Here is a 21,494-nt window from a genome sequence, read left to right on the forward strand (position 1 = left end):
CGGTTACATTCCGAACCCGGAAGCTAAGCCTTTCAGCGCCGATGGTACTGCAGGGGGGACCCTGTGGGAGAGTAGGACGCCGCCGAACAATTTTTAGCCTCGGTCCTGGGTATCGAAAGATGCCCAGGACCGAGGCATTTTTGCGTTGTGCGCCACCGCGCCACCGCGCCACCGCACCGCCGCGCCGGCGTGCCGAGGCATGGGGCGGCTCGCCCAGGCTGATCCACGAGAGCCCAAAAAAGTTCGGCCGGCGATGTCGAGAACCGGTGACTGGCTCCGTCCCTGGGGTGAACGCGACCACAATGGGTCGCATCAGCACCGAGGAGAGACACGATGGCCAAGTACTTGCTGCTCAAGCACTACCGCGGCGCCCCGGCCCCGGCCAACGACGTGCCCATGGACCAGTGGACGCCGGAGGAGATCACCGCGCACGTGAAGTACATGCAGGACTTCGCGGCCAGGCTCGAGGAGACCGGTGAGTTCGTCGACGGTCAGGCGCTCGCCGCCGAGGGGACGTGGGTCCGGTACGACGGCGAGGGGCGCCCGCCGGTCACCGACGGTCCGTTCGCCGAGACCAAGGACCTCATCGCCGGCTGGATGGTGATCGACGTCGACAGCTATGAGCGCGCCATCGAGCTGGCTGGGGAACTGTCGGCCGCCCCTGGGGCGGGCGGTAAGCCCATCCACGAATGGCTCGAGGTGCGCCCGTTCCTGGCCGCGCCGCCCACCATCACGGAGTGACCCCAGCTGATGAACGAGGCCCTGCTCCGGAGCCTTACCCCGAGCGTCATCGGAATCCTCGTCCGCCGCGGAGCCGACTTCGCGGCGGCCGAGGACGCCGTGCAGGAGGCGCTGGTCGAGGCGGTCCGCGTCTGGCCCGCCGACCAGCCGCGGGACCCGAAGGGCTGGCTGGTCACCGTGGCCTGGCGCAAGTTCCTCGACGCGGCCCGGGCCGACGCCGCCCGCCGCAGGCGTGAGGACCTTGTCGACGAGGAACCGGCGCCCGGGCCCGCGCCCGCGGTGGACGACACGCTGCAGCTCTACTTCCTGTGCGCCCATCCGTCGCTGACGCCGTCGTCCGCGGTCGCGCTCACGCTGCGCGCCGTCGGCGGGCTGACCACCCGCCAGATCGCCCAGGCCTACCTGGTGCCCGAGGCGACCATGGCGCAGCGCATCAGCCGGGCCAAGCGCACCGTCTCCGGCGTGCGGTTCGACCAGCCCGGCGACGTCGCCACCGTGCTGCGCGTCCTGTACCTGGTCTTCAACGAGGGCTACTCCGGTGACGTCGACCTCGCCGCGGAGGCCATCCGGCTCACCCGGCAGCTCGCGGCCGTGGTCGACCACCCCGAGGTGGCCGGGCTGCTCGCCCTCATGCTGCTCCACCACGCCCGGCGCGCCGCCCGGACCGCGCCCGACGGCAGTCTGGTGCCGCTCGCCGAGCAGGACCGCGGCCGGTGGGACACCGAGTCGATCGCCGAGGGCGTCGAGATCCTGCAGGCGGCCCTCGCCCGCGACCGGCTGGGCGAGTTCCAGGCCCAGGCCGCCATCGCGGCGCTCCACGCCGACGCGCCCACCGCCGAGGAGACCGACTGGGTGCAGATCGTCGAGTGGTATGACGAGCTCACCCGCCTCACCGACAACCCGGTCGTCCGGCTCAACCGCGCGGTCACCGTCGGCGAGGCCGACGGACCGCGCGCCGGCCTGGCGGCGCTCGCGGAGCTGGACGCCTCCCTGCCCCGCCGTGCCGCGGTGGCGGCGTACCTCCACGAGCGCGACGGCGACCTGGCGACGGCGGCGCGGCTGTACGCCGAGGCGGCCCAGAAGGCACCCAACCTCGCCGAGCGTGACCACCTGACGCGCCAGGCCGCCCGGCTCAACGCCCGCCGGTGTCGCTGACGGTCGCCCGGGCCGAGAGGGGGAAGCCCCCTCAGCCGACCAGGGTGCGGTGCGGCCACCGGGCGCGGGCCTGCTCCTGGGAGCGCATCAGCGCCAGGGTGGGCAGGCCCTGCGCCGCGCCCTGGCTCAGCAGGTCCGGCAGCTGGGGCAGGGGGGCCACGGCCGCGACGTCGTCCAGGACGAGGGTGAGTGGTGGGTCGAGCCGACCGGAGGATGACCGTTCGGCCATGCGCCGGCCGTGCTCGACCACGTGCGAGGCGAGTGCGGTCAACAAGGGCATCGCACCCGGATGGGTCCGCGGATCCTCAATGGATTCGCCCATCACATAGAGCGTTCCCCCTTCGCCGATGAATGACTCCAATGCGAGGGCGTCGGAACGGCCAGGATTGCAGGCGTCCCTGATGTGGATCGAGGACAGCGCGGCGAGGGCACGGGCCGTCAGCTCCTGGGCCATGTCGCGGCGTTCGGGGTGCGCGGTGAGCGTGGCCTCCAGCTCGCCGGCGGCGCCCCCCGCCGCCTTGGCGTGGGTCCGCAGGATGCGTACCGGCTCATGTGCCGAGTTGCCCTGCGCCCAGCGGTGCACGTGGCGGAACGGGCGGCCGTCCACGGCGGCCGCGTGCAGCCAGCAGCGGAGCATGGTCTCCGCGGCCTCCGCCATGGGCCGGTCCACGGCGTGGAGGGGACGTACGGGGGCGAGGAGCGCGGTGGCCCGGGCGGCGGCGGCATCGCGGGACTCACAGCCCGCCGCGGGGTTCCAGCGCAGCCGGGCCGGGGTGTCGAGGAGGTGGGACGGGTCGAAGACGTGGGTGGGGCCGAACTTCGCGCGCGCGTCCTTGGTCGTCGTCCACAGCGCGGCGTCGCTGGTGACGACCAGGACCGGGCCGTCGGCATCCAGGACGGCCTGGGACGCGGCGTCGCCGCGCTGGGAGCCGTAGAGGACGCGGGAGTGCGCCGTCTCGGCCCCGGGGAGCCCGGGGCCGCCGCGCGGGGTCGGCACCGGCTGGGGCGCGGCGGCTGTGGGCTCGACGGGCGGCTCAGCGCCCGCGCCACCGGGGCCGCGGGTGCCGCCGGGGCCGCCAGGGCCTCCCGCGCCGTCCCATGCGCCTGCCCGCTGCCCGGCGACGGGGTGGGGCGCCGCGGTGCCGGCGGCGCCGTTCCAGGGCCCGTAGGAGGCTGCGGGGGCGCCCGGCTGACCGGCGGCGGCCGTCGGCTGGTCGGCCTGTCGGTCCGTCAGCCGTTCGGCGGGGACGGGGCCGCCGGGTGTCCGGCCGTCGGTGACCGCTGCGCCGCTGTCGACGCCTCGCTGTGCGCCCTGCGCCGTATCGGCTCCATGGCCCGGGATGCCGGCGGGTGCGGCGTTCCAGGCCGGCGGGGGGCCCGCTGGGGCGCCCGCTTCGGGGCTCGGGGCGCCGTACGCGTACGCTGCGGCGCCCGCGGGCCGGGCGCCCGGCGCCGCTCCCAGGGCCGTGGCGTCGTGCCCCGGCGCCCTCGGCGCCCCCGGCCCTCCTGGCCCTTCGGCGGCGCGTACGGGGCCGTCCTCGGGCCCGTACGGGTGGCCCGCGGCGGCGCCCGCCCCGGGGACGTACTCGTGTCCTTCCGCGGCCCGGCGCCGGTCCACGGCTGAAGGCGCGTCGTCCTGGGCGGTCCGACGCCTCGCCGCGGCGGCCTCCTGCCGGTCCGCGCGGCGCCTGGCGCGTACCGCGCGATAGCGGGTGAACGTGCCGATGACGAACACCGTCAGCACGATCAGCACCATCAGCTCGCTGATGAACAGGCCCCAGAACAGCCCGTACCCCGACAGCTGCTCCTTCGGCGTGTCGGGCCATGCCGCGCTGAGGTCATGGGGCTGCTGGGCCAGTGAGCGCATCGCCAGGGGCGTACGGAGGAAACGCACGCCGTCCGGCCAGGCGCCGTGGGCGAAGAGCCCGGCCAGCCCGGTCGCGGTCCACACCAGTCCCGTCAGCCCCAGCAGGAAGAGCATGGAGCCGATCAGCAGCCCGTCCGGGATGCCGCCGCCCCGCGCGGCCGGGGGTCTGCCCGGCTCCGCGGGGCCGCCATGACCGCCGTGGTCCCCGTGGCCGTGGTGGGCCCGCCCCGCCGCCATGTCAGGCCACCGTCGACCCGTACGAGGGCCCGCCGTACGGCCCGCCGTACGGGTCCGCCTCGGCCTCGTGGGCGAGTTGCTGCTCCACCGCCGCGGCCGCCCGCTCCTCGGCCTCCGCTTCGGCCTCGGCCGCCAGCTGGACGGCCAGCGCGTCCTCCGTCATGGCGCGGTCGGTGTAGACCAGCGGCCGCTCGGCCTCGGTGATCAGGTGCTTGACGACCTGGACATTGCCGTTGACGTCCCAGACCGCGATGCCGGGCGACAGGGTCGGGATGATCTCGACCGCCCAGCGCGGCAGGCCGAGCACCCGTCCCGTGGCCCGGGCCTCGTCGGCCTTCTGGGCGTAGATGGTCCGGGTCGAGGCCATCTTGAGTATCGCCGCGGCCTCCCGCGCCGCCGCGCCGTCGACCACGTCGGACAGGTGGTGGACGACGGCGACGAAGGACAGGCCGAGGCGGCGCCCGAACTTGAGCAGTCGCTGGAAGAGCTGGGCGACGAAGGGCGAGTTGATGATGTGCCAGGCCTCTTCGACGAGGAAGATGCGCTTCTTGCGGTCCGGCCGGATCCAGGTGTGCTCCAGCCACACGCCGACGATCGCCATGAGGATGGGCATGGCGATCGAGTTGCGGTCGATGTGGGACAGGTCGAAGACGATGAGGGGCGCGCTCAGGTCGATGCCCGCGGTCGTCGGGCCGTCGAACATGCCGCGCAGATCGCCGTCGACGAGCCGGTCGAGCACCAGGGCGACGTCCAGGCCCCAGGCCCGTACGTCGTCTATGTCGACATTCATGGCCTCGGCCGAGTCCGCCTCGGGATGGCGCAGCTGCTCGACGATGTCGGTCAGCACCGGCTGACGGTCGACGATCGTCTGGTTGACGTATGCGTGGGCGACCTTGAGGGCGAAGCCGGAGCGCTCGTCGAGCCCGTGGCCCATCGCGACCTCGATGATCGTACGGAGCAGGGCCAGCTGCCCCGTCGAGGTGATCGCGGGGTCCAGGGGGTTGAGGCGGATACCGCCGTCCAGGGCGGCCATCGGGTCGAGCCGGATGGGGGTGATGCCCAGCTCCTGGGCGATCAGGTTCCACTCGCCGACGCCGTCCTCACCCTGGGCGTCGAGCACCACGACCTGGCGGTCGCGGAATCGCAGCTGCCGCAGGACGTACGTCTTCTCCAGGGCCGACTTGCCGTTTCCGGACTCGCCGAGCACCAGCCAGTGCGGGGCAGGAAGCTGCTGTCCGTACAGCTGGAACGGGTCGTAGATGTACCCCTTGCCGGAGTACACCTCCCGCCCGATGATCACGCCCGAGTCGCCCAGGCCCGGTGCGGCGGTGGGCAGATAGACAGCCTGCGCCTGCCCCGTGGACGTGCGGACCGGCATCCGGGTCGTCTCCACCTTCCCGAACAGGAAACTGGTGAACGTCTCGGTGATGGCGCCAATCGGATCGGCCACGGCAGAGCCCCTATCGTCCCAGTCGTCTCTATCGCTCTATGGCTCTATCGCCGGATGCCGGTCGCGAACGGCAGCGTGTTCACAAAGGCACGGTGGTGCTCGCGGTCGCACCACTCGAGCTTCAGATAACTCTTGCCCGCCGAGGCCCTGATGGTCCGCTTGTCGCGGGCGAGCGCCTCGGGGGAGCGGGAGGAGACGGTGATGTAGCCGACGAGGTTGACGCCCGCGGCGCCGCTCGCCAGATCCTCGCCGCGCTGGTCGAGCCGTCCGTGCGCGGCGATGTCGCGCGGGTCGACGGTGCGGTTCATCTTGGCGGCGCGGCTGGCCTCCGCCTCGTCATTGGTCTTCTCCGTCAGCATCCGCTCGATCGCGATCTCGGTCGGCTCCAGGTCCATGCAGACGGCGACCGTACGGATGACATCGGGGGTGTGGACCAGCAGCGGGGCGAGGAAGTTGACCCCGACCGGGGTCATCGGCCACTCCTTCACCCAGGCGGTGGAGTGGCACCAGGGCTCACGGGTGCTCGACTCGCGGGTCTTGGCCTGGAGGTACGTGGGCTCCATCGCGTCCAGCTCGGCCGGCCAGGCGTTCCGCTGGGTCATGGCCTGGATGTGGTCGATGGGGTGGTCCGGGTCGTACATGGAGTGGATGAGCGAGGCCAGCCGGCCCTGGCCGAGCGGCTGGCGCACCCGGATGTCGGCCTCGGCGAGCCGGGCGCAGATATCGGTCAGCTCGCGCGCCATGACCACGGCCAGGCCCGCGTCCTTGTCGAGCCTGCGGCCGCCGGCGCTGTGGCGGGTGGCGCGCGCGATGGCCTGGGCCTCGGCCGCCAGGTCGCGGGTGTAGTGCATGCAGGCGACCAGGTAGGCGCGGTGCTGCTCGGAGGAGGTGGAGACCATCGACTGCAGCTGGTCGTAGGAGTCCTTGAGCCAGGCGGGGGCTTCCTCGTCGCCGCGCCGCTCCACGTCCTTGGCGTGTGCGTCGGGGTCGGCGGGCAGGGTGCGGGCCAGCATCTGCAGACGGGTCACGAAGCCGTCGCCGTTGGCCACGTGCTTGAGCAGCGTGCCGAACCGGTCGACCAGCGCCTCCTGGTCCTCGCTGTCCCGCAGCCCGACGCCCGGGCCCTCGATCTCGATGGCGGCGGTGACGGTGCGGCGGTCGGCGTGCAGAAGCACCGCGATCTCGTCGGGGCCGAACGGGGCGGCCAGCCAGTTGATCCGGCCGATGCCGGGCGGCGGGCCGACCTCGACCTCACGGCCGTCGAGGCGGGTGCCGGCCTCGGCGGCGGTGGAGCGGTAGGTGGCGCTGTTGCGCACGGTGCGCTTGTAGGAGCGGTTGATCTCGAACCACTTGTAGAACGTGCGGCCGTTGTACGGGACGTAGACGGCGGCCAGCGCGAGGGTCGGGAAGCCCACCAGGGTGACGATGCGCAGCGTCAGCACCGGGACCAGCAGCCCGCACATCATCCCGAGGAACGCACCCCCGATGATCAACGCGATCTCGCCGGTCTCACGGTTCTTGCCGACGATCGCGCTGGGGCGGGCGCGCCCGATGAGATATGTGCGGCGAGGCGCGATGGGGTGGGACTGTGCCTCGATCGTCACCGCCGATCACCTCCGGGGTTGTTGCTGGAACCGCGGTTCTGCGCACGGGCCGCGGCGGCGGCCCCGCCGCCTCCGCCCCCGCCGCCGCTGGGGCGTGCGGCGCCGCCCCCGCCTCCGCCGCCCCCGCCGCCTTGGCCGCCGCCGCGCGTGCTGTGCGCGGCGACGCCGCCGGAGACCGGGTTGGCGGGCTTGGCCTGCGCGGGGCCGGCCGAGCCGCCCCCGCCTCCTCCGCCGCCGTCGCCGCGGGCGCTGTGGGTGTTGATGCCCTGCTTCACCAGGGCGGCCGGGGAGCTGATGATGGCGGCGGCCTGACGGGACGCCGGGTCCGCACTGGCGCTGCGGGCCTTGACGATCTCGTCTCCGAAGCCGGGCACGAAGCGGTAGATCATCGCGCTCGCGAAGATGGCGAGGATGATGATCGCGAGGCCGGAGACGACGGCCGAGAAGGCGTCAGGGCCCTTGTCGGACGTGGACAGCGCCCCGGCCAGGGCGAGCACTATCACGACCACCGGCTTGACCAGGATCACCGCGATCATGATCCCCGCCCAGCGGCGCACATGCCCCCACATGTTCTTGTCGACCAGCCCCGAGTAGACGGCGGTGCCCAGCAGCGCGCCGACGTAGAGGAGGGCGGCACGGATGACGAGCTCGAGGCAGAGCACGCCGGCGGCGAGGATGGTCACCAGCGATACGACGATGAGCATGATCGGCCCGCCGCCGATGTCCTCGTCCTTCTTCAGGGCCTGGGCGAACGAGCCGAAGAAGGTGTCATTGTCCGCGCCCGTGCCCGAGGCGATGGCCTGGGTGACGGCATCGGTCGCCGTGACGACCGTATAGAGGATCAGCGGCGTGAAGGCGGAGGCCAGGACCGTCAGCCACAGGAAACCTATGGCCTCCGACAGCGCCTCCCCGAGCGGCACCCCGCGGATGGCGCGCTTGGCGACGGCGAGCAGCCACAGGATGAGGGTCAGGACGGTCGAGGCGGCAAAGACGACGGCGTACTGGCGGAGGAAGGCCTCGTTGGTGAAGTCGACGGTCGCGGTCTCTTTGACGAGATCGGAGAGCTTGCCGACGAGCCAGGAGGCGGCGTTGGCGCAGCCGCGGGCGAGGGAGGCGGCGGGGTCGAGGGGGGAGGTGGGGTCGGATGTGCCGCCCCCGCCCCCGTCACCGTCACACAGATCGCTGTACTGGCCGTCAAGCCCACAGTCGTCGCTGCTGCCGGAGGGGGTCGGGGTGGGCGATGGGGCGGCTGCGGCGTGACTCGCGAGAAGGACGCCTGCGACTTGAATGGCTGCGACTGCGGAACCGATCAAGAGGGCGCGACGGCGGTTAGCGGGCATAGGTGAACCCTCCAAAGCCTTCTACAGCGTTCGCCATGTCCTCGGCGGAAGCGGCGGCTTGGTCGCGGCCGACAGGCGCGGGGCCGTCCTTCTGGGTGTACTTGGTTACTTTCCAGTCACCCTTGATCCATTGCAGTTCGAGGGTGTCTGTGTGCCAGCTCTCGGAGACGGGATTGGTCGACCCTTCACCCGCGATCCCGAAGAGGAGGGATTGCCACACCGCGATCCGGGCCGTGTCGCCCTTGAATTCCTCCACCTTGGTGCCCACCGGGTTCGTACGGGACACGAAGGTCATGCCGTCCGGCGGGTTGCCCTTGGCGTCAAGGCCTGCATTCGACAGGATCTTGTTACCCGAGAAGGCCTTGTCGAGGCGGTTCAGCCGGGCGGTGGCGGCGTCCGGCGCATAGATCGCGTTCACGATCTGCCGCCGACTGGTGGTCTTGAACATGTCAGCCGACCCCAGCGCCACCGCGTAATTCGCCGCCGCACTCTGCGCCCCCTGCTCCGTCTTCGCGAACCCCGACGCGATCCCCGTGGCCTGGTCCTTCCCCTCCACCGGGCGCTCGCCCGTCGGGGCTGTCGACTGGCTTTTCGGGCTGGTGCCGGAGTCGGACTCGGTGCTGTTGTCCGAGGAGTTCTCGCCGCCGCCGCGGTTGGCGAAGGCGATGGCCGCGATGAGGAGTACGACGACGCCCACGACGGTGACCAGGTTGCGGCTGGGCTTGCCGGGGCGGGTGGTGCCTCGGCGGGGTGGGGCGAAGGGGTCGTCGTCGCCTTCGGGGAGGCGGGTGCGCGTCAGGTGGCCTCTGGGGGACATGCCGCCCGTACGGGTCGGGTCCTGGCCGTAGTCCCCGCCGTATCCGTCATCGCCGCCCAGACTCATCGCACGTACGCCCCTTCAAACCTGTCAACCGTGTCAATCGTGTCAACCGAGACAGCCCTGCCCCTATACGACGGTAGCGGCGCGGACTGACGCTGGGGCGCGGCGGTGTGAGTGGACATCAAGCTGACACGACCTCAAGGGGCGATGCGGGCATCAGGAAGCAGCCTCGGTGGGGAGGAGGACCGGTGGGGGGCTCGGGGGTGGAGGCTTGGGGGCCGGGGGTGCGCCGCGGGTGGGGGTCGGCGGTGTGTGGGTCGGCTGGGTGAGCGGGCGGTGCGCTAGACGGCCATGCCGTACACGATCGTGAAGACAGTGCCCAGTGAGCCGATGATGAACACACCGGTCAGTCCGGCGACGATCAGGCCCTTGCCCTGTTCGGCGCTGAAGGTGTCGCGCAGCGCGGTCGCGCCGATCCGCTGCTTGGCCGCGCCCCAGATGGCGATGCCGAAGCAGAGCAGCAGGGCTACGGCCATGACCACCTCGATCATGACGCGGGCCTCGCCGCCCAGGTCGCCGAAGGGGCCCCAGTCTGGGGCGATTCCGCCGATGATGGTGTCGATGTCGCCCTTGTCGGCCGCTAGGAACATGAGAAGTCACCGCCCCTTGTGGGTAGTTGTGTGCCACCCGTGCGGTTGGCACATGCCAGGCTCTATCTTCGCTGACGATTCCGCTTCCGCATGTCGACTTGGCGGCATTTCTTGGCGGATCTCGTACGTGTTGTGGGCCACGATGGCCTGACTGGCGTACAAATGCGTCAACCTAGGGCTCTCTGATCACTGTGTGTATCACGCACATGGGCGCTGGGCAACGATCAGTCGCGAGGGCCGGAGATCGGCGAGCCCCTGGGGCCGCCCGCGCCTCACTCCTCCGCGAAGTCGTCGAACTCGCCGGCCTTGACCCCCTTGATGAACGCCTCCCACTTCGCCTGGGTCGTCACCACGATGTTGTCGGGGTCGTTGCTCTCGCGCATGTAGATCCGGCCATCGGGGCCCGCGGCCACCTCCAGGTAGGCCTCCTGCTCCCCGTCCTCCGGGGTCGTGGCCCGCTGCCAGTCGAGCTGTGTCATCGCATGGTCCTTAAGGAGTGTGAGGTGCCCGGACGCGCCGGACTTTACGCGCTCGGCGTCCGTACGGGAGGCGGCCTGGGGGCGGGGTCGGCCACGCGGCGGAGCCGCATGTAGACGCCTGCCGGGGGCAGGGGCGGGGCGCAGGGGTGGAGGGAGGCGGGGCATGCGGTGCGGCGGCCCCGCCGCGCCCGTATGGTTTCGGCTGGCGGGCGGCGGATTTTCGCCGTACGTACGGAAACACGTTCGTATGGCGGGCAGATGGGGGAGGATGGGCGGGTGCGTAAGGTCTGGCTGGGCGTCAGTGTCGGTCTCGGGGTCTCCTTCTCCTTCGTCGCGCTCCTCGTCGTCGGTACGTACATGGTCGCCGCGGACCTCACGGGCGGTAACAGCGGCACGACGGTCGGGCTGGCCAGAGGCGCCGTCCCCGCCGCGTATCAGCCGCTGGTCCAGAAGTGGGGGAATCTGTGCCCCGCGATCAACCCCGCCCTGCTCGCCGCGCAGCTCTACCAGGAGAGCGGCTGGAACCCGAAGGCGCAGAGCCCGGCGAACGCCAAGGGGATCGCGCAGTTCATCCCGGGCACCTGGGCCACCCACGGCGTGGACGGCGACAAGGACGGGGACCGGGACATCTGGGATCCGCAGGACGCGATCCCGTCGGCGGCCGCGTACGACTGCTCGCTGGCGAAGTATGTGGAGGACGTCCCGGGCGATCTGACGCACAACATGCTGGCCTCCTACAACGCGGGCGCGTACGCGGTGATCAAGTACTCCGGTGTGCCGCCGTACCGGGAGACCCAGAACTATGTGAAGACCATCACCACCCTGGCCAAGAGCTTCGCGGCGCCCGTCCAGAAGGTGCAGCCCTCGCGGCAGTCGGCCGCGGCGATCTACTTCGCGCAGAAGCAGCTCGGGAAGCCGTATCTGTGGGGCGGCGACGGGACCCCGGAGGACGGCGGGCGGTTCGACTGCTCCGGGTTGACGAAGGCGGCGTACAAGACCGTCGGGATCGAGCTGCCGCGTGTGGCCAACGATCAGTGGAACGCCGGGCCGCATCCCAAGCGGGACGAGCTGCTCCCGGGCGACCTGGTCTTCTTCGCGTACGACCTCAACGATCCGAGATCCATTCACCACGTCGGGATCTATGTCGGGGGCGGACAGATGATCAACGCCCCGTACACTGGGGCCGTGATCCGGTTCGACAAGATCGACACGCCGGACTACATCGGTGCGACGCGGGTGACCAAAGATGGCGCAAAAGCGTTGCCGACGGCGAACTCCGCGTAAAGTCTCCGCGCTGAGCTGCGACGATCGGTCACCCTTCGATAACGTCCTGGTGATCGTTGGGTAGAGAGCGGAACGCCCCGCTCGATATGGGCGTTCCCTGGTAGTGGATCGGCAGCGGACACAATCGGCATCGATCGCGTTCACCAACGGGGGCCGGCAGCCGCATGTAGCGACAGGCAAGAGATAAGGGGCCACGGCACATGGCTGGACTCGCACTGGACGGGTCGAACCCTGATGTCAGCCTGCTCTATGACATCAATGGACTCGCCAAGGACGCTCCGCACTGGTTCGACCGCGTCATGGAGTTCGTCGGCGAGTACGGGATCATCATCGGGCTGCTCCTCGTCCTGTTCGGCGCCTGGTGGAGCGTGCGCAAGCGGCCGCAGGACGCGCCGTCCGCCGTCGCCGGACTGGTCTGGGCGCCGCTGGCCGCCGGGCTCGCGCTGATCGCCAATATCCCGATCCGGGGGTTCGTGGAGCGGCCGCGGCCCTTCAAGGACCACCAGGGTCTCGACGTCCTGGTGGCGGGCAAGACCGACTTCTCGTTCGTCAGTGACCACGCGACGCTGACCATGGCGATCGCGGTGGGCGTGTTCATGGCCAGTCGCGCCTACGGGGTGGCCGCGATCGGCCTCGCGCTGCTCGAAGGGTTCTGCCGCGTCTATATGGGCGTGCACTATCCGACGGACGTCATCGGCGGGTTCGCGCTCGGCACGGCGGTCGCACTGCTGCTGGCCCCGCTCGCGATGATGCTGCTGACCCCGCTGACGACGACCATCGCGGGTTCGCGGATGGGCTGGCTGGTGCGGGCGGGCACGGCCCCCGCGGCCGGGGATGCCGCGCAGGAGGACGTGCCGGAGTTCCCCGGGTCCCACGCCTCCGGCGGCGGCGAGTGCAGCAACAAGGACCTGGCTGCCTGAGGGACCTGAGGGACCGGCCTGAGGGGCCCGGGGTCCGGCGGACTGGGGTCCGGCGGGGCCGGGCCCCCGCGCTCACAGCGCCTGCGGGAAGTCGAACAGCCGGTTCGGGTCGTATCGTTTCTTCAGCTTGGTCAGCCGGTCCGCGGCCGACCCGTAGTACGCGGTGCGCCAGTCCTTGAGGGACGCGTCCGTGTAGTTCTGGTACGCCGCCCCCGACGCATGGCGTCGCATCGCCGTGTGGACGCCGTCGAGCCAGGAGAGCTGGGCCGTCCCGGCGCCGCCGGCCGCCCAGGAGGCGGTGTACTGCGCCAGGAAGCGCGAGCGTCGGTGGACGAAGGCGGTGGCCAGCGGCGCGACGCGGTTGACGGCCCCGCCGAGCGCGGTGAGCGCGATGCTGACCGCGCCCCCGCCCCCCGTACGGCGCCCGTACGCCTCCACCTGACCGAGCATCGCGCGCAGGCCCGCTTCGCTCAGCGAGCGGGCGTAGAAGTCGGAGCGGGCCGCGTAGGTCTCGCGCTTGAGGACGCCGGACGAGCTGCGTCCCGGTGTGTCGCCCGGGAGGTGGCACTGGGTGGTGCCGGTGTCGGCGCATCCGGCGTACGCCCGCATCGCCTCCACATAGCCGCGGCGGCGCAGTATGACTCTCGAGGCGGGGCCGGGCCCGCCCGGGCCGTCGGCGAGCCGGTCGACGGCGTTCTGCAGGGCGCCGTACGTGCCGAGCGAGAAGCAGCTCACCGAGACGGTGGGGGTGCGTCCGGGGGAGGCCTCCAGGTGGAGCGCCGACCAGATCTCGTCCGGCTGGTCCGGGCCCCACTTCTGCCAGGCCTTCAGCACCGTCGCCGCTTTGGACCACGGCCAGGTCATGTAGCAGGTGACCCCGTCGGCGGCCCGGTGGGTGCGGAAGCGTAGCTCGGTGACGACGCCGAAGTTCCCGTTGCCGGCGCCGCGCAGGGCCCAGAACAGATCGGCCTCGCGGTCCTTGGACACCTGGAGGGTCCGGCCGTCGGCGGTGACGATGGTGGCGCCGGTGAGGTTGTCGGAGGTGAGCCCGTACGCCCGGGAGACGACGCCGTGGCCGCCGCCGAGGGTCAGTCCGGAGATGCCCACGGTGGGACAGGAGCCGCCGGGTACGGTCACGCCCGACGCGCCCAGGGTGGTGTAGACGTCGATGAGTTTGGCGCCCGCGCCGATCCGGGCCTCGCCGGAGGAGGTACGGATCGACTTGAGCGCGGAGACGTCGATGACGAGGCGTCCGTCGCCGCTGGACCAACCGGCGTAGCTGTGGCCCCCGTTGCGGATGGCGACGGGGGTGCCGTGGCGGCGGGCGAAGTCCAGGCACTCGGAGATGTCCGAGGTGCCCGCGACATAGGCGACGGCGGTGGGCCGCAGCCGGTCGAAGCGGGTGTTGTAGAGCTGGCGGGCGGTGGCGTAGTCGGCGTCGCCGGGGCGTATCAGTCCGCCCTGCAGGCCCTTGCCCAGCGCGGTCCAGTCGGAGGCCCGCGGCTTGCCGTCGGTGCCGCCGGCGGAGGCCGAAGCGGAAGCGGAGGACGAGCGGGCGTCGGAGGCTGAGGAGGCGGAGGAGGCGGAGGAGGCGGCGCGGGTGGACGGGTCGCCGTCCCCCGCCGCCTGCCCCGCGTTCTTGTCGCACGCCGCGGCCCACGTCCCCGTGGTCGCCAGTGCCGTGCCCGCTGCCAGTAGTGTCCGCCGGTTCATGGCGGCCTCCCGTCCCACTTGACGCTGCTGCCCCACCAGTTGGCCGGGCGGTCGCGCGCAGGCCCGGTCCCCTACTCAGAGGGCGAGGCGGCGCATCCGGTTCCGTCGGCGTGGCCGGCCGCGTCGGTGCGGGCCTTGTCCCGCGACCGGCGGGCGGGGCCGCGCCAGCCGCAGGAGCAGCGGGCCGTGCAGAAGGAGCCCTTCTCCACGGTGGTGGTGCGGTGTTGGCCGGGGTCCGAAACGCCAGAGTCGAGCACATGACCACGCTACTCGGCCGTGACGACCACTAGGGGCGAGTCGTTAAACGAGCAAGTACCAAGGCGTGGACGAGCGTGGCCAGGGGGTCGACGGTCGATGGAAATCCAGCGGCGTACGGGCGGCGCCCGAACGAGGCGCATGGCGGCCGCCGTCGCGGGCGTGCTGCTGGCCGGGCTGATGGCGACCACGACCACCGCGACCGTGACCGGCTGTTCCTCCGAGACGGTCGCCGACGAGCGCCCCGGCGGCGAGTCGCACGCCGCCGCGGTCGCCGCGCTGCACCGCGCCGCCGATGTGCTGGTCCGGTCGGGCAGTTCACGGGTCCGTACGACGCTGGAGACGGCGACCGGTGGCACGCGCGTGTCGATCCGGGGCAGCGGCGCGTACGACTTCGTCAGGCGGATGGGGCGGCTGCGCCTGGTGCTGCCCAGGGACGCGATGGGGGCCTCCGAGCATGAGCCGATCACCGAACTGCTGGCCTCGGGCGCGCTGTTCATGCGGAACCGGGGCGCGGGCATTCCGCCGGACAAGTGGGTCCGGGTGGACACGGCGGGCATTCCGGACGGGAATCTCGTCACCGGCGGGGCGACCGATCCGCTGGCCGCCGCCGAGCTGTTGCGCGGGGCCCGGAGCGTGAGCCTGGTGGGTGAGGAGGGGCTGGACGGGACGGTGGTGCGGCACTATCGCGGGACGACGGACATCGGGCGGGCCGCGCGGGTCGCGTCGCCGGGGGTGCGCGGCCCGTTGGCGGCCGCGGCGCGGGGGTTCGCCGAGCACGCGGTGCCCTTTGACGCCTATCTCGACCGGCAGGGCCGGCTGCGCGAGGTCCGGCACCAGTTCACGGTGGTCAGCGACGCCGGCGGGCAGTCCGGTCAGGCCGGTCAGTCCGGCCGGGGCGGTCAGTCCGGCCGGGGCGGCCAGGGCGGCCAGGGCGGCCAGTCCGGCCAGGGCGGTCATTCCGAGCAGGGCGAGGCAACCGGAACCGGAGGCGGAACCGCGAGCGGAGGCGGGAGCGGCGCCGGGCGGCCCGGGCAGGGCGGCAGCGCCGCCCAGGGTGCGCCGGGTTCCCCGGGCGCACCCGGCCCTCAGGACGTACGGCGCACGCTGGGGGTGGCGTCCACCATCGAGCTGTATGACTTCGGAGCGCCGGCCGCCGTGACGCTTCCCAAATCATCGGATATCTACACAGGAAGGGTTGGATCCCCCCAGACCTAGCCAGCGCATGCCGTTCAGCCCCGTGAAATGGTCCATCCGTGCCATGCGCGGAGTGTGTACCGATCCCTACGCTGGGAAGCCGCTGCTCGGAAGTGCTCGCAGATGCTCGCAGGAGGAGGTGAAACACGTGGTTGCGCGTCGCGGCTCGTCGGGCCCGGACCCCGTGGCCCTCGTCGAGATCGATCTCTACGGTGAGTTGATGATCGCTGCGTCGAGCGCGGACGGGGAAAGGCTCAGTCCGGACCGTATCGACGAGGTGCTCCAGGTGGCGGAGGACCGATCAAATCCAGCCGAAGGCGAGGACGGGGACGCCCGGCCGTAGCGCCGGTGCCGTCAGGTCCGCAGCAGGCGGGCGATGGCGGCGGTGGCCTCGGCGACCTTGGCGTCGACCTCTTCGCCGCCCTTGACGGCGGCCGCCGCCACGCAGTGGCGCAGATGCTCCTCCAGGAGTTGCAGCGCGAAGGACTGGAGCGCCTTGGTGCTCGCGGAGACCTGGGTGAGTATGTCGATGCAGTACACGTCCTCCTCGACCATGCGCTGCAGGCCCCGGATCTGGCCCTCGATGCGGCGCAGCCGCTTGAGGTGCTGGTCCTTCTGCTTGGCGTAGCCGTGGCCGGTGTGCTCGGCGAGGGGGGCCTCCGCCTCGGGCCCGGACGCCTGGCTCCGCTCCTCGCCCTCGGCGGGGGCGGTGTTGTCGGCTGCCGTGGTCGTCATGGCGCCCTCCCGTTGTTTGCAAATGTCCGTATATACCCCGGCTGGGTATATGGTACCGGGTCGGCCTGGTTGGGCCGGGTCCCTGTGATAAGCACTCTGCCCTATGGGTCACACTGGGGAACGCCGGTTACCGTGGCCGGATGATGCACCTAGCATCAACGAGACAGACCCCGATGCATTCCGAGGATCCCCAGTGCGCTTTCGTCTGACCCCCAGGGAGACGAGCTTCTACGACATGTTCGCCGCCTCCGCGGACAACATCGTTACCGGCTCGAAACTCCTGATGGAACTGCTCGGGGCGGACTCCTCCGCTCGTACCGAGATCGCCGAACGCATGCGGGCCGCGGAGCACGCGGGGGACGACGCGACACACGCGATCTTCCACCAGCTGAACTCCTCCTTCATCACGCCGTTCGACCGCGAGGACATCTACTCCCTCGCCTCCTCCCTCGACGACATCATGGACTTCATGGAGGAGGCCGTCGACCTGGTCGTCCTCTACCAGATAGAGGAGCTGCCCAAGGGTGTCGAACAGCAGATCGAGGTGCTGGCGCGGGCCGCGGAGCTGACCGCCGAGGCGATGCCGAACCTGCGCACCATGACGAACCTCACCGAGTACTGGATCGAGGTCAACCGTCTCGAGAACCAGGCGGACCAGATCCACCGCAAGCTCCTGGCGCACCTGTTCAACGGCAAGTACGACGCCATCGAGGTGCTCAAGCTCAAGCAGATCGTGGATGTGCTCGAGGAGGCGGCCGACGCCTTCGAGCACGTGGCCAATACGGTCGAGACGATCGCCGTCAAGGAGTCCTGAGCCTCGGCATGGACACCTTCGCGCTTGTCGTGACCATTGCGGTCGCGCTCTTCTTCACGTACACCAACGGCTTCCATGACTCGGCGAACGCCATCGCCACCTCCGTCTCGACCCGGGCGCTGACCCCGCGGGCGGCGCTCGCGATGGCCGCGGTGATGAATCTCGCGGGCGCCTTCCTGGGCAGCGGGGTCGCCAAGACCGTCAGTGAGGGCCTGATCGCCACCCCCACCGGCGACCAAGGCATGATGATCTTGTTCGCCGCGTTGGTGGGCGCGATCACCTGGAACATGGTGACCTGGTACTTCGGCCTTCCGTCGTCCTCCTCGCACGCCCTGTTCGGCGGCCTGGTGGGCGCGGCCCTCGCCGGGTCCAGCACCGTCCACTGGAGCGGGGTGGTGGAGAAGGTCGTCATCCCGATGTTCCTGTCGCCCGTCGTCGGCCTGGTGCTGGGCTACTTCGTGATGGTGGCCATCCTGTGGATGTTCCGGAACGCCAACCCGCACAAGGCGAAGCGCGGCTTCCGCATAGCCCAGACCGTCTCGGCGGCGGCCATGGCGCTCGGCCACGGTCTGCAGGACGCCCAGAAGACCATGGGTGTCGTGGTGATGGCCCTGGTCATCTCGGGGGTGGAGGACGAGGGGGACGCGATCCCGGTGTGGGTGAAGATCGCCTGCGCCGCGATGCTCTCGCTCGGTACGTACGCGGGCGGCTGGCGCATCATGCGCACGCTGGGCCGGCGGATCATCGAGCTGGACCCGCCGCAGGGGTTCGCGGCGGAGACCACGGCGGCCTCGGTCATGTACACCGCGTCGTTCATGTTCCAGGCGCCGATCTCGACGACCCATGTCATCACCTCGGCGATCATGGGCGTCGGCGCGACCAAGCGCGTGAACGCGGTGCGCTGGGGCGTGGCGAAGAACATCATCCTCGGCTGGTTCATCACGATGCCCGCGGCGGCCGGTGTCGCCGCGCTCAGCTACTGGATCGTCAACCTGGCCTTCGGCTGACGGCACGGGTACCAAAAGGACGGCGGGCCCGCCCCCTGGGTGATGGGGGCGGGCCCTTCGTCCTGTGGTGGCACCGCCATGCAGCACCACAGGACGTCCTCCTCCGCGGCCGGCCTGCCGGCTGCGGGAGGCGGTGCGTCAGCCGAAGCGGCCCGAGATGTAGTCCTCGGTCGCCTGGACGGACGGGTTGGAGAAGATCCGCTCGGTCTCGTCGATCTCGATGAGCTTGCCCGGCTGGCCGACGCCCGCCAGGTTGAAGAAGGCCGTACGGTCCGAGACGCGCGCCGCCTGCTGCATGTTGTGCGTCACGATGACGATCGTGAAGCGCTCCTTCAGCTCACCGATCAGGTCCTCGATGGCGAGGGTGGAGATCGGGTCCAGTGCCGAGCACGGCTCGTCCATGAGCAGCACCTGCGGCTCGACCGCGATGGCGCGCGCGATGCACAGCCGCTGCTGCTGACCGCCGGACAGGCCCGCGCCCGGCTTGTTCAGCCGGTCCTTGACCTCGTTCCACAGGTTGGCGCCCTTGAGGGACTTCTCGACGATGCCCTCCAGCTCGCTCTTCTTGTACGAGCCGTTCAGCTTCAGCCCCGCCGCGACGTTCTCGAAGATCGACATCGTGGGGAAGGGGTTCGGGCGCTGGAAGACCATGCCGACCGTACGCCGCACGGACACCGGGTCGACGCCCGTGCCGTACAGGTTCTCGTCGTCCAGCATCACCTTGCCCTCAACCCTGCCACCGGGGGTGACCTCGTGCATCCGGTTCAGGGTGCGCAGGAAGGTGGACTTGCCGCAGCCGGACGGGCCGATGAAGGCCGTCACCGAGCGGGGCTCGACGGTCATCGAGATGTCCTCGATGGCCTTGTGGGTGCCGTAGTAGGCGGTGAGGCCGCTGACGTCGATGCGCTTGGCCATGTGAATCACTTCTCTTCTTCGTGGCGTGGCCTCAGCGGCCGGTCTTCGGGGCCTTCCAGCGGGCGATGCCGCGGGCGAGCAGGTTGAGGATCATGACGAAGGCGATCAGGACGAGCGCCGCCGCCCAGGCCCGGTTGTACGAGGCGTCGTTGCCGAGTTGCCACTGCTCGTACACGTAGTACGGGAGCGAGGACTGCGCCCCTTCGAAGGGGTTGTTGTTGATCCCCTGGGCGCCGAACACCAGCAGCACGATCGGGGCCGACTCACCCGCGATACGGGCGACCGCGAGCATCACACCCGTAATGATCCCGCCGATCGCGGTGGGCAGCACCACTTTGAGGATGGTGCGCCACTTGGGCACGCCCAGTGCGAGGGAGGCCTCGCGCAGCTCGTTCGGGACGAGCTTGAGCATCTCCTCCGTCGAGCGGACGACGATCGGCATCATCAGGATGGCCAGGGCCATCGCGCCTGCGAAGCCGGAGTAGTCGAAGTCCAGGATGATGATCCAGAAGGTGAGGATGAACAGACCGGCGACGATCGAGGGGACGCCGGTCATGACGTCCACGAAGAAGGTCACTGCCTTGGCGAGCCGGCCGCGCCCGTACTCCACCAGGTAGACGGCGGTCAGCAGGCCGATCGGGGCCGCGATGGCGGTGGCGATGCCGACCTGCTCCAGCGTGCCGATGATCGCGTGGTACGCGCCGCCGCCGGGGAGGATCGTCTGCACGCCCTCCATGGAGTGGCCGAGGAAGTAGCCGTCGAGGACCGTGCGGCCCCGGTCGATGGTCTCCCAGATCAGCGAGACCAGCGGGATCACCGCGAGCAGGAAGCAGACCCAGATCAGGCTGGTGGCCAGCCGGTCCTTGGCCTGGCGGGAGCCCTCGACCCTGGCGGTCAGGGCGAAGGAGATCAGGACGAACAGCAGCGCGGCGATCAGACCCCACTGGATCTTGCTGCTCAGATCGCCGGCGACGCCGATGCCGCAGCCCAGGCCCGCCGAGACCAGCGCCAGGACGATCGGGGCCCACTTGGGCAGCCGGGGCTGCCGCAGGGCCGGACGCGGCGCGTCCCCGGCGACCTGACTCCTGTCGATGACTGCGTTACTCACGCTGCGCCTCCTTCGTTCACTTCTCCGCCCGCGCGGCGCAGAGGCGCGGCTTTCACGGTCGTCTGCGGCCCGGCGTCCCGCCCGTCTCCCGCCACCGCCCTCAAGCGGCTGCGCTGCGCGCAGGAAGCCTGCATGCGTGCGTCGTTCACGCCGCGGCTCCCGAGTACTCCTTGCGGCGGGCGATGATCAGCCGCGCGGCGCCGTTCACCAGCAGGGTGATGACGAACAGCACCAGACCGGAGGCGATCAGCGCGTCACGAGCGGGGCCGTCGGCCTCCTTGAAGTGGCTGGCGATGTTCTGGGCGAAGGTGCCGCCGCCCGGGTCCAGCAGGCTGGCGTTGATCAGGTAGCTGGGGGACAGCACGGTGGCCACGGCCATCGTCTCGCCCAGCGCGCGGCCCAGGCCCAGCATGGAGGCGCTGATGATGCCGGAGCGGCCGAAGGGGAGGACCGACATCCGGATGACCTCCCAGCGCGTCGCGCCGAGCGCGAGCGCGGCCTCCTCGTGCATCTGGGGGACCTGGCGGAAGACCTCGCGGCTGACGCTGGTGACGATCGGGATGATCATGATCGCCAGCAGGATGCCGATGGTGAACAGGGAGCGCGGGGCGCCGTCGTTGTACTCGAAGATCTTGGTCCAGCCCAGGTAGTCGTCGAGCCACTTGTACAGGCCGGTCAGGTGCGGGACGAGGAAGAGCGCCCCCCACAGGCCGTAGACGATGCTGGGGACCGCCGCGAGCAGGTCGATGACGTAGGCGACCGGGGTGGCCAGCCGGCGCGGCGCGTAGTGCGTGATGAACAGCGCGATGCCGACCGCGACCGGGACCGCGATCAGCATCGCGATGATCGAGCTGACGATCGTGCCGTAGGCGAGGACGGCGATGCCGAAGACCATCGGGCGGCTGGTCGTGTTCCACTCGAAGGTGGTCAGGAAGTTGCCGTGGTCTTCGGAGATGGCGGAGACGGCGCGTACGGTGAGGAAGACCGCGATGGCGGCCATGATCACCAGCAGCAGGACTCCGGAGCCCCGGGAGAGGCCGAGGAAGATCTTGTCGCCGAAGCGGCTGGTGCTGCGAGAGCTGACCAGGGCCGGCGGTTCTGTGGGGGATGTGGGTTCTATGTCCGTTTTCATGGGTTCTCCGGTCTGCGGAGCCTGAGGGTGTGGCTCCTTGCGCGGCGGTGCACCGGACGGTGCGGCCGGCT

21 protein-coding genes and 1 rRNA gene are annotated in these 21,494 nt (G+C 70.7%); 9 read left to right on the forward strand and 13 right to left on the reverse strand.

Translation table 11 applies throughout. From position 1 onward, the window contains the following. The 3 genes from rrf to ACFZDL_RS17055 all read left to right on the forward strand — a co-directional run. Positions 1-88, forward strand: a 5S ribosomal RNA gene (gene rrf / locus ACFZDL_RS17045); the annotation flags it as partial. A 245-nt stretch (positions 89-333) separates the two neighbouring features. Then, positions 334-741, forward strand: a complete 408-nt coding sequence (locus ACFZDL_RS17050) for a YciI family protein (protein ID WP_353588917.1) — start codon at positions 334-336, stop codon at positions 739-741. A gap of 9 nt (positions 742-750) precedes the next feature. Further along, positions 751-1,896: a DUF6596 domain-containing protein gene (locus tag ACFZDL_RS17055; RefSeq protein WP_353588915.1), complete on the forward strand. Its 1,146-nt coding sequence runs from the start codon at positions 751-753 to the stop codon at positions 1,894-1,896. Positions 1,897-1,927: 31 nt separating this feature from the next. On the opposite strand, the gene ACFZDL_RS17060 is transcribed toward ACFZDL_RS17055, so the two are convergent. From ACFZDL_RS17060 to ACFZDL_RS17090, 7 genes are all read right to left on the reverse strand, one after another. After that, positions 1,928-4,000 (reverse strand): hypothetical protein, encoded by a 2,073-nt coding sequence (locus ACFZDL_RS17060; RefSeq protein WP_391191394.1) that lies wholly within the window; start codon positions 3,998-4,000, stop codon positions 1,928-1,930. A 1-nt stretch (position 4,001) separates the two neighbouring features. Beyond that, positions 4,002-5,450, reverse strand: a complete 1,449-nt coding sequence (locus ACFZDL_RS17065; RefSeq protein ID WP_353588913.1) for an ATP-binding protein — start codon at positions 5,448-5,450, stop codon at positions 4,002-4,004. 44 nt (positions 5,451-5,494) lie between these two features. Further along, positions 5,495-7,048 carry an SCO6880 family protein gene (locus ACFZDL_RS17070; protein ID WP_353588980.1) on the reverse strand — a complete coding sequence of 518 codons (1,554 nt, stop codon included), beginning with the start codon at positions 7,046-7,048 and terminating at the stop codon, positions 5,495-5,497. Positions 7,049-7,050: 2 nt separating this feature from the next. Continuing rightward, on the reverse strand, positions 7,051-8,394 hold the full coding sequence (locus ACFZDL_RS17075; protein WP_353588911.1) for a hypothetical protein: 1,344 nt from the start codon (positions 8,392-8,394) through the stop codon (positions 7,051-7,053). After that, complete coding sequence (locus ACFZDL_RS17080; protein ID WP_353588909.1) at positions 8,384-9,277, reverse strand: hypothetical protein; 894 nt, start codon at positions 9,275-9,277, stop codon at positions 8,384-8,386. Before ACFZDL_RS17080 ends, ACFZDL_RS17075 begins: the two co-directional genes overlap by 11 nt. Positions 9,278-9,555: 278 nt before the next feature. Further along, the gene (locus ACFZDL_RS17085) at positions 9,556-9,864 is read right to left on the reverse strand and encodes a hypothetical protein (protein ID WP_065961275.1); all 309 of its coding nucleotides are present in this window, start codon (positions 9,862-9,864) and stop codon (positions 9,556-9,558) included. Positions 9,865-10,136: 272 nt separating this feature from the next. Further along, complete coding sequence (locus tag ACFZDL_RS17090) at positions 10,137-10,343, reverse strand: DUF397 domain-containing protein (RefSeq protein ID WP_014177694.1); 207 nt, start codon at positions 10,341-10,343, stop codon at positions 10,137-10,139. Positions 10,344-10,619: 276 nt separating this feature from the next. On the opposite strand from ACFZDL_RS17090, the gene ACFZDL_RS17095 reads away from it, so the two are divergent. Next, positions 10,620-11,627, forward strand: a complete 1,008-nt coding sequence (locus ACFZDL_RS17095; protein WP_353588907.1) for a bifunctional lytic transglycosylase/C40 family peptidase — start codon at positions 10,620-10,622, stop codon at positions 11,625-11,627. 200 nt (positions 11,628-11,827) lie between these two features. Then, positions 11,828-12,547, forward strand: coding sequence for a phosphatase PAP2 family protein (locus ACFZDL_RS17100; RefSeq protein WP_353588905.1), 720 nt, complete (start codon positions 11,828-11,830; stop codon positions 12,545-12,547). A 72-nt stretch (positions 12,548-12,619) separates the two neighbouring features. Here ACFZDL_RS17100 and ACFZDL_RS17105 read toward each other — a convergent pair whose 3' ends face one another. Then, positions 12,620-14,260, reverse strand: a complete 1,641-nt coding sequence (locus tag ACFZDL_RS17105; protein WP_353588903.1) for an FAD-binding oxidoreductase — start codon at positions 14,258-14,260, stop codon at positions 12,620-12,622. 71 nt (positions 14,261-14,331) lie between these two features. Beyond that, positions 14,332-14,517 carry a hypothetical protein gene (locus ACFZDL_RS17110; protein WP_353588901.1) on the reverse strand — a complete coding sequence of 62 codons (186 nt, stop codon included), beginning with the start codon at positions 14,515-14,517 and terminating at the stop codon, positions 14,332-14,334. Positions 14,518-14,656: 139 nt separating this feature from the next. Between ACFZDL_RS17110 and ACFZDL_RS17115 the strand changes: the two genes are divergently transcribed. Together ACFZDL_RS17115 and ACFZDL_RS17120 are read left to right on the forward strand one after the other, a co-directional pair. Beyond that, positions 14,657-15,733 (forward strand): hypothetical protein, encoded by a 1,077-nt coding sequence (locus ACFZDL_RS17115; protein ID WP_353588899.1) that lies wholly within the window; start codon positions 14,657-14,659, stop codon positions 15,731-15,733. 127 nt (positions 15,734-15,860) lie between these two features. Next, positions 15,861-16,055, forward strand: a complete 195-nt coding sequence (locus tag ACFZDL_RS17120; protein ID WP_353588897.1) for a hypothetical protein — start codon at positions 15,861-15,863, stop codon at positions 16,053-16,055. Positions 16,056-16,066: 11 nt separating this feature from the next. Here the strand turns inward: ACFZDL_RS17120 and ACFZDL_RS17125 are convergent, their stop codons facing one another. Then, the gene (locus ACFZDL_RS17125; RefSeq protein ID WP_353588895.1) at positions 16,067-16,447 is read right to left on the reverse strand and encodes a metal-sensitive transcriptional regulator; all 381 of its coding nucleotides are present in this window, start codon (positions 16,445-16,447) and stop codon (positions 16,067-16,069) included. 193 nt (positions 16,448-16,640) lie between these two features. On the opposite strand from ACFZDL_RS17125, the gene ACFZDL_RS17130 reads away from it, so the two are divergent. Next, positions 16,641-17,261, forward strand: coding sequence for a DUF47 family protein (locus tag ACFZDL_RS17130; protein ID WP_353588893.1), 621 nt, complete (start codon positions 16,641-16,643; stop codon positions 17,259-17,261). 8 nt (positions 17,262-17,269) lie between these two features. After that, entirely contained in the window at positions 17,270-18,268 is a 999-nt protein-coding gene (locus tag ACFZDL_RS17135; RefSeq protein WP_353588891.1) for an inorganic phosphate transporter, read from the forward strand. A gap of 138 nt (positions 18,269-18,406) precedes the next feature. Here the strand turns inward: ACFZDL_RS17135 and pstB are convergent, their stop codons facing one another. The 3 genes from pstB to pstC all read right to left on the reverse strand — a co-directional run bounded on the left by pstB (position 18,407) and on the right by pstC (position 21,423). Next, a complete protein-coding gene (gene pstB, locus ACFZDL_RS17140) occupies positions 18,407-19,183 on the reverse strand; it encodes a phosphate ABC transporter ATP-binding protein PstB (RefSeq protein ID WP_089512516.1) in 777 nt (258 codons plus the stop codon). A gap of 31 nt (positions 19,184-19,214) precedes the next feature. Then, on the reverse strand, positions 19,215-20,291 hold the full coding sequence (gene pstA, locus ACFZDL_RS17145) for a phosphate ABC transporter permease PstA (RefSeq protein ID WP_353588889.1): 1,077 nt from the start codon (positions 20,289-20,291) through the stop codon (positions 19,215-19,217). A gap of 145 nt (positions 20,292-20,436) precedes the next feature. Beyond that, a complete protein-coding gene (gene pstC / locus ACFZDL_RS17150) occupies positions 20,437-21,423 on the reverse strand; it encodes a phosphate ABC transporter permease subunit PstC (RefSeq protein WP_353588888.1) in 987 nt (328 codons plus the stop codon). Positions 21,424-21,494: the final 71 nt, after the last annotated feature.

It is taken from the genome of Streptomyces sp. NPDC007917, assembly GCF_042959105.1.
Classification (GTDB): domain Bacteria; phylum Actinomycetota; class Actinomycetes; order Streptomycetales; family Streptomycetaceae; genus Streptomyces.

Coding starts and splice junctions, on each gene's coding strand:
- ACFZDL_RS17050 (WP_353588917.1), top strand. CDS start 334: ATGGCCAAGTACTTGCTGCTCAAGCACTACCGCGGCGCCCCGGCCCCG.
- ACFZDL_RS17055 (WP_353588915.1), top strand. CDS start 751: ATGAACGAGGCCCTGCTCCGGAGCCTTACCCCGAGCGTCATCGGAATC.
- ACFZDL_RS17060 (WP_391191394.1), bottom strand. CDS start 4,000: ATGGCGGCGGGGCGGGCCCACCACGGCCACGGGGACCACGGCGGTCAT.
- ACFZDL_RS17075 (WP_353588911.1), bottom strand. CDS start 8,394: ATGCCCGCTAACCGCCGTCGCGCCCTCTTGATCGGTTCCGCAGTCGCA.
- ACFZDL_RS17080 (WP_353588909.1), bottom strand. CDS start 9,277: ATGAGTCTGGGCGGCGATGACGGATACGGCGGGGACTACGGCCAGGAC.
- ACFZDL_RS17085 (WP_065961275.1), bottom strand. CDS start 9,864: ATGTTCCTAGCGGCCGACAAGGGCGACATCGACACCATCATCGGCGGA.
- ACFZDL_RS17090 (WP_014177694.1), bottom strand. CDS start 10,343: ATGACACAGCTCGACTGGCAGCGGGCCACGACCCCGGAGGACGGGGAG.
- ACFZDL_RS17100 (WP_353588905.1), top strand. CDS start 11,828: ATGGCTGGACTCGCACTGGACGGGTCGAACCCTGATGTCAGCCTGCTC.
- ACFZDL_RS17105 (WP_353588903.1), bottom strand. CDS start 14,260: ATGAACCGGCGGACACTACTGGCAGCGGGCACGGCACTGGCGACCACG.
- ACFZDL_RS17115 (WP_353588899.1), top strand. CDS start 14,657: ATGGCGGCCGCCGTCGCGGGCGTGCTGCTGGCCGGGCTGATGGCGACC.
- ACFZDL_RS17125 (WP_353588895.1), bottom strand. CDS start 16,447: ATGACGACCACGGCAGCCGACAACACCGCCCCCGCCGAGGGCGAGGAG.
- ACFZDL_RS17135 (WP_353588891.1), top strand. CDS start 17,270: ATGGACACCTTCGCGCTTGTCGTGACCATTGCGGTCGCGCTCTTCTTC.
- pstB (WP_089512516.1), bottom strand. CDS start 19,183: ATGGCCAAGCGCATCGACGTCAGCGGCCTCACCGCCTACTACGGCACC.
- pstC (WP_353588888.1), bottom strand. CDS start 21,423: ATGAAAACGGACATAGAACCCACATCCCCCACAGAACCGCCGGCCCTG.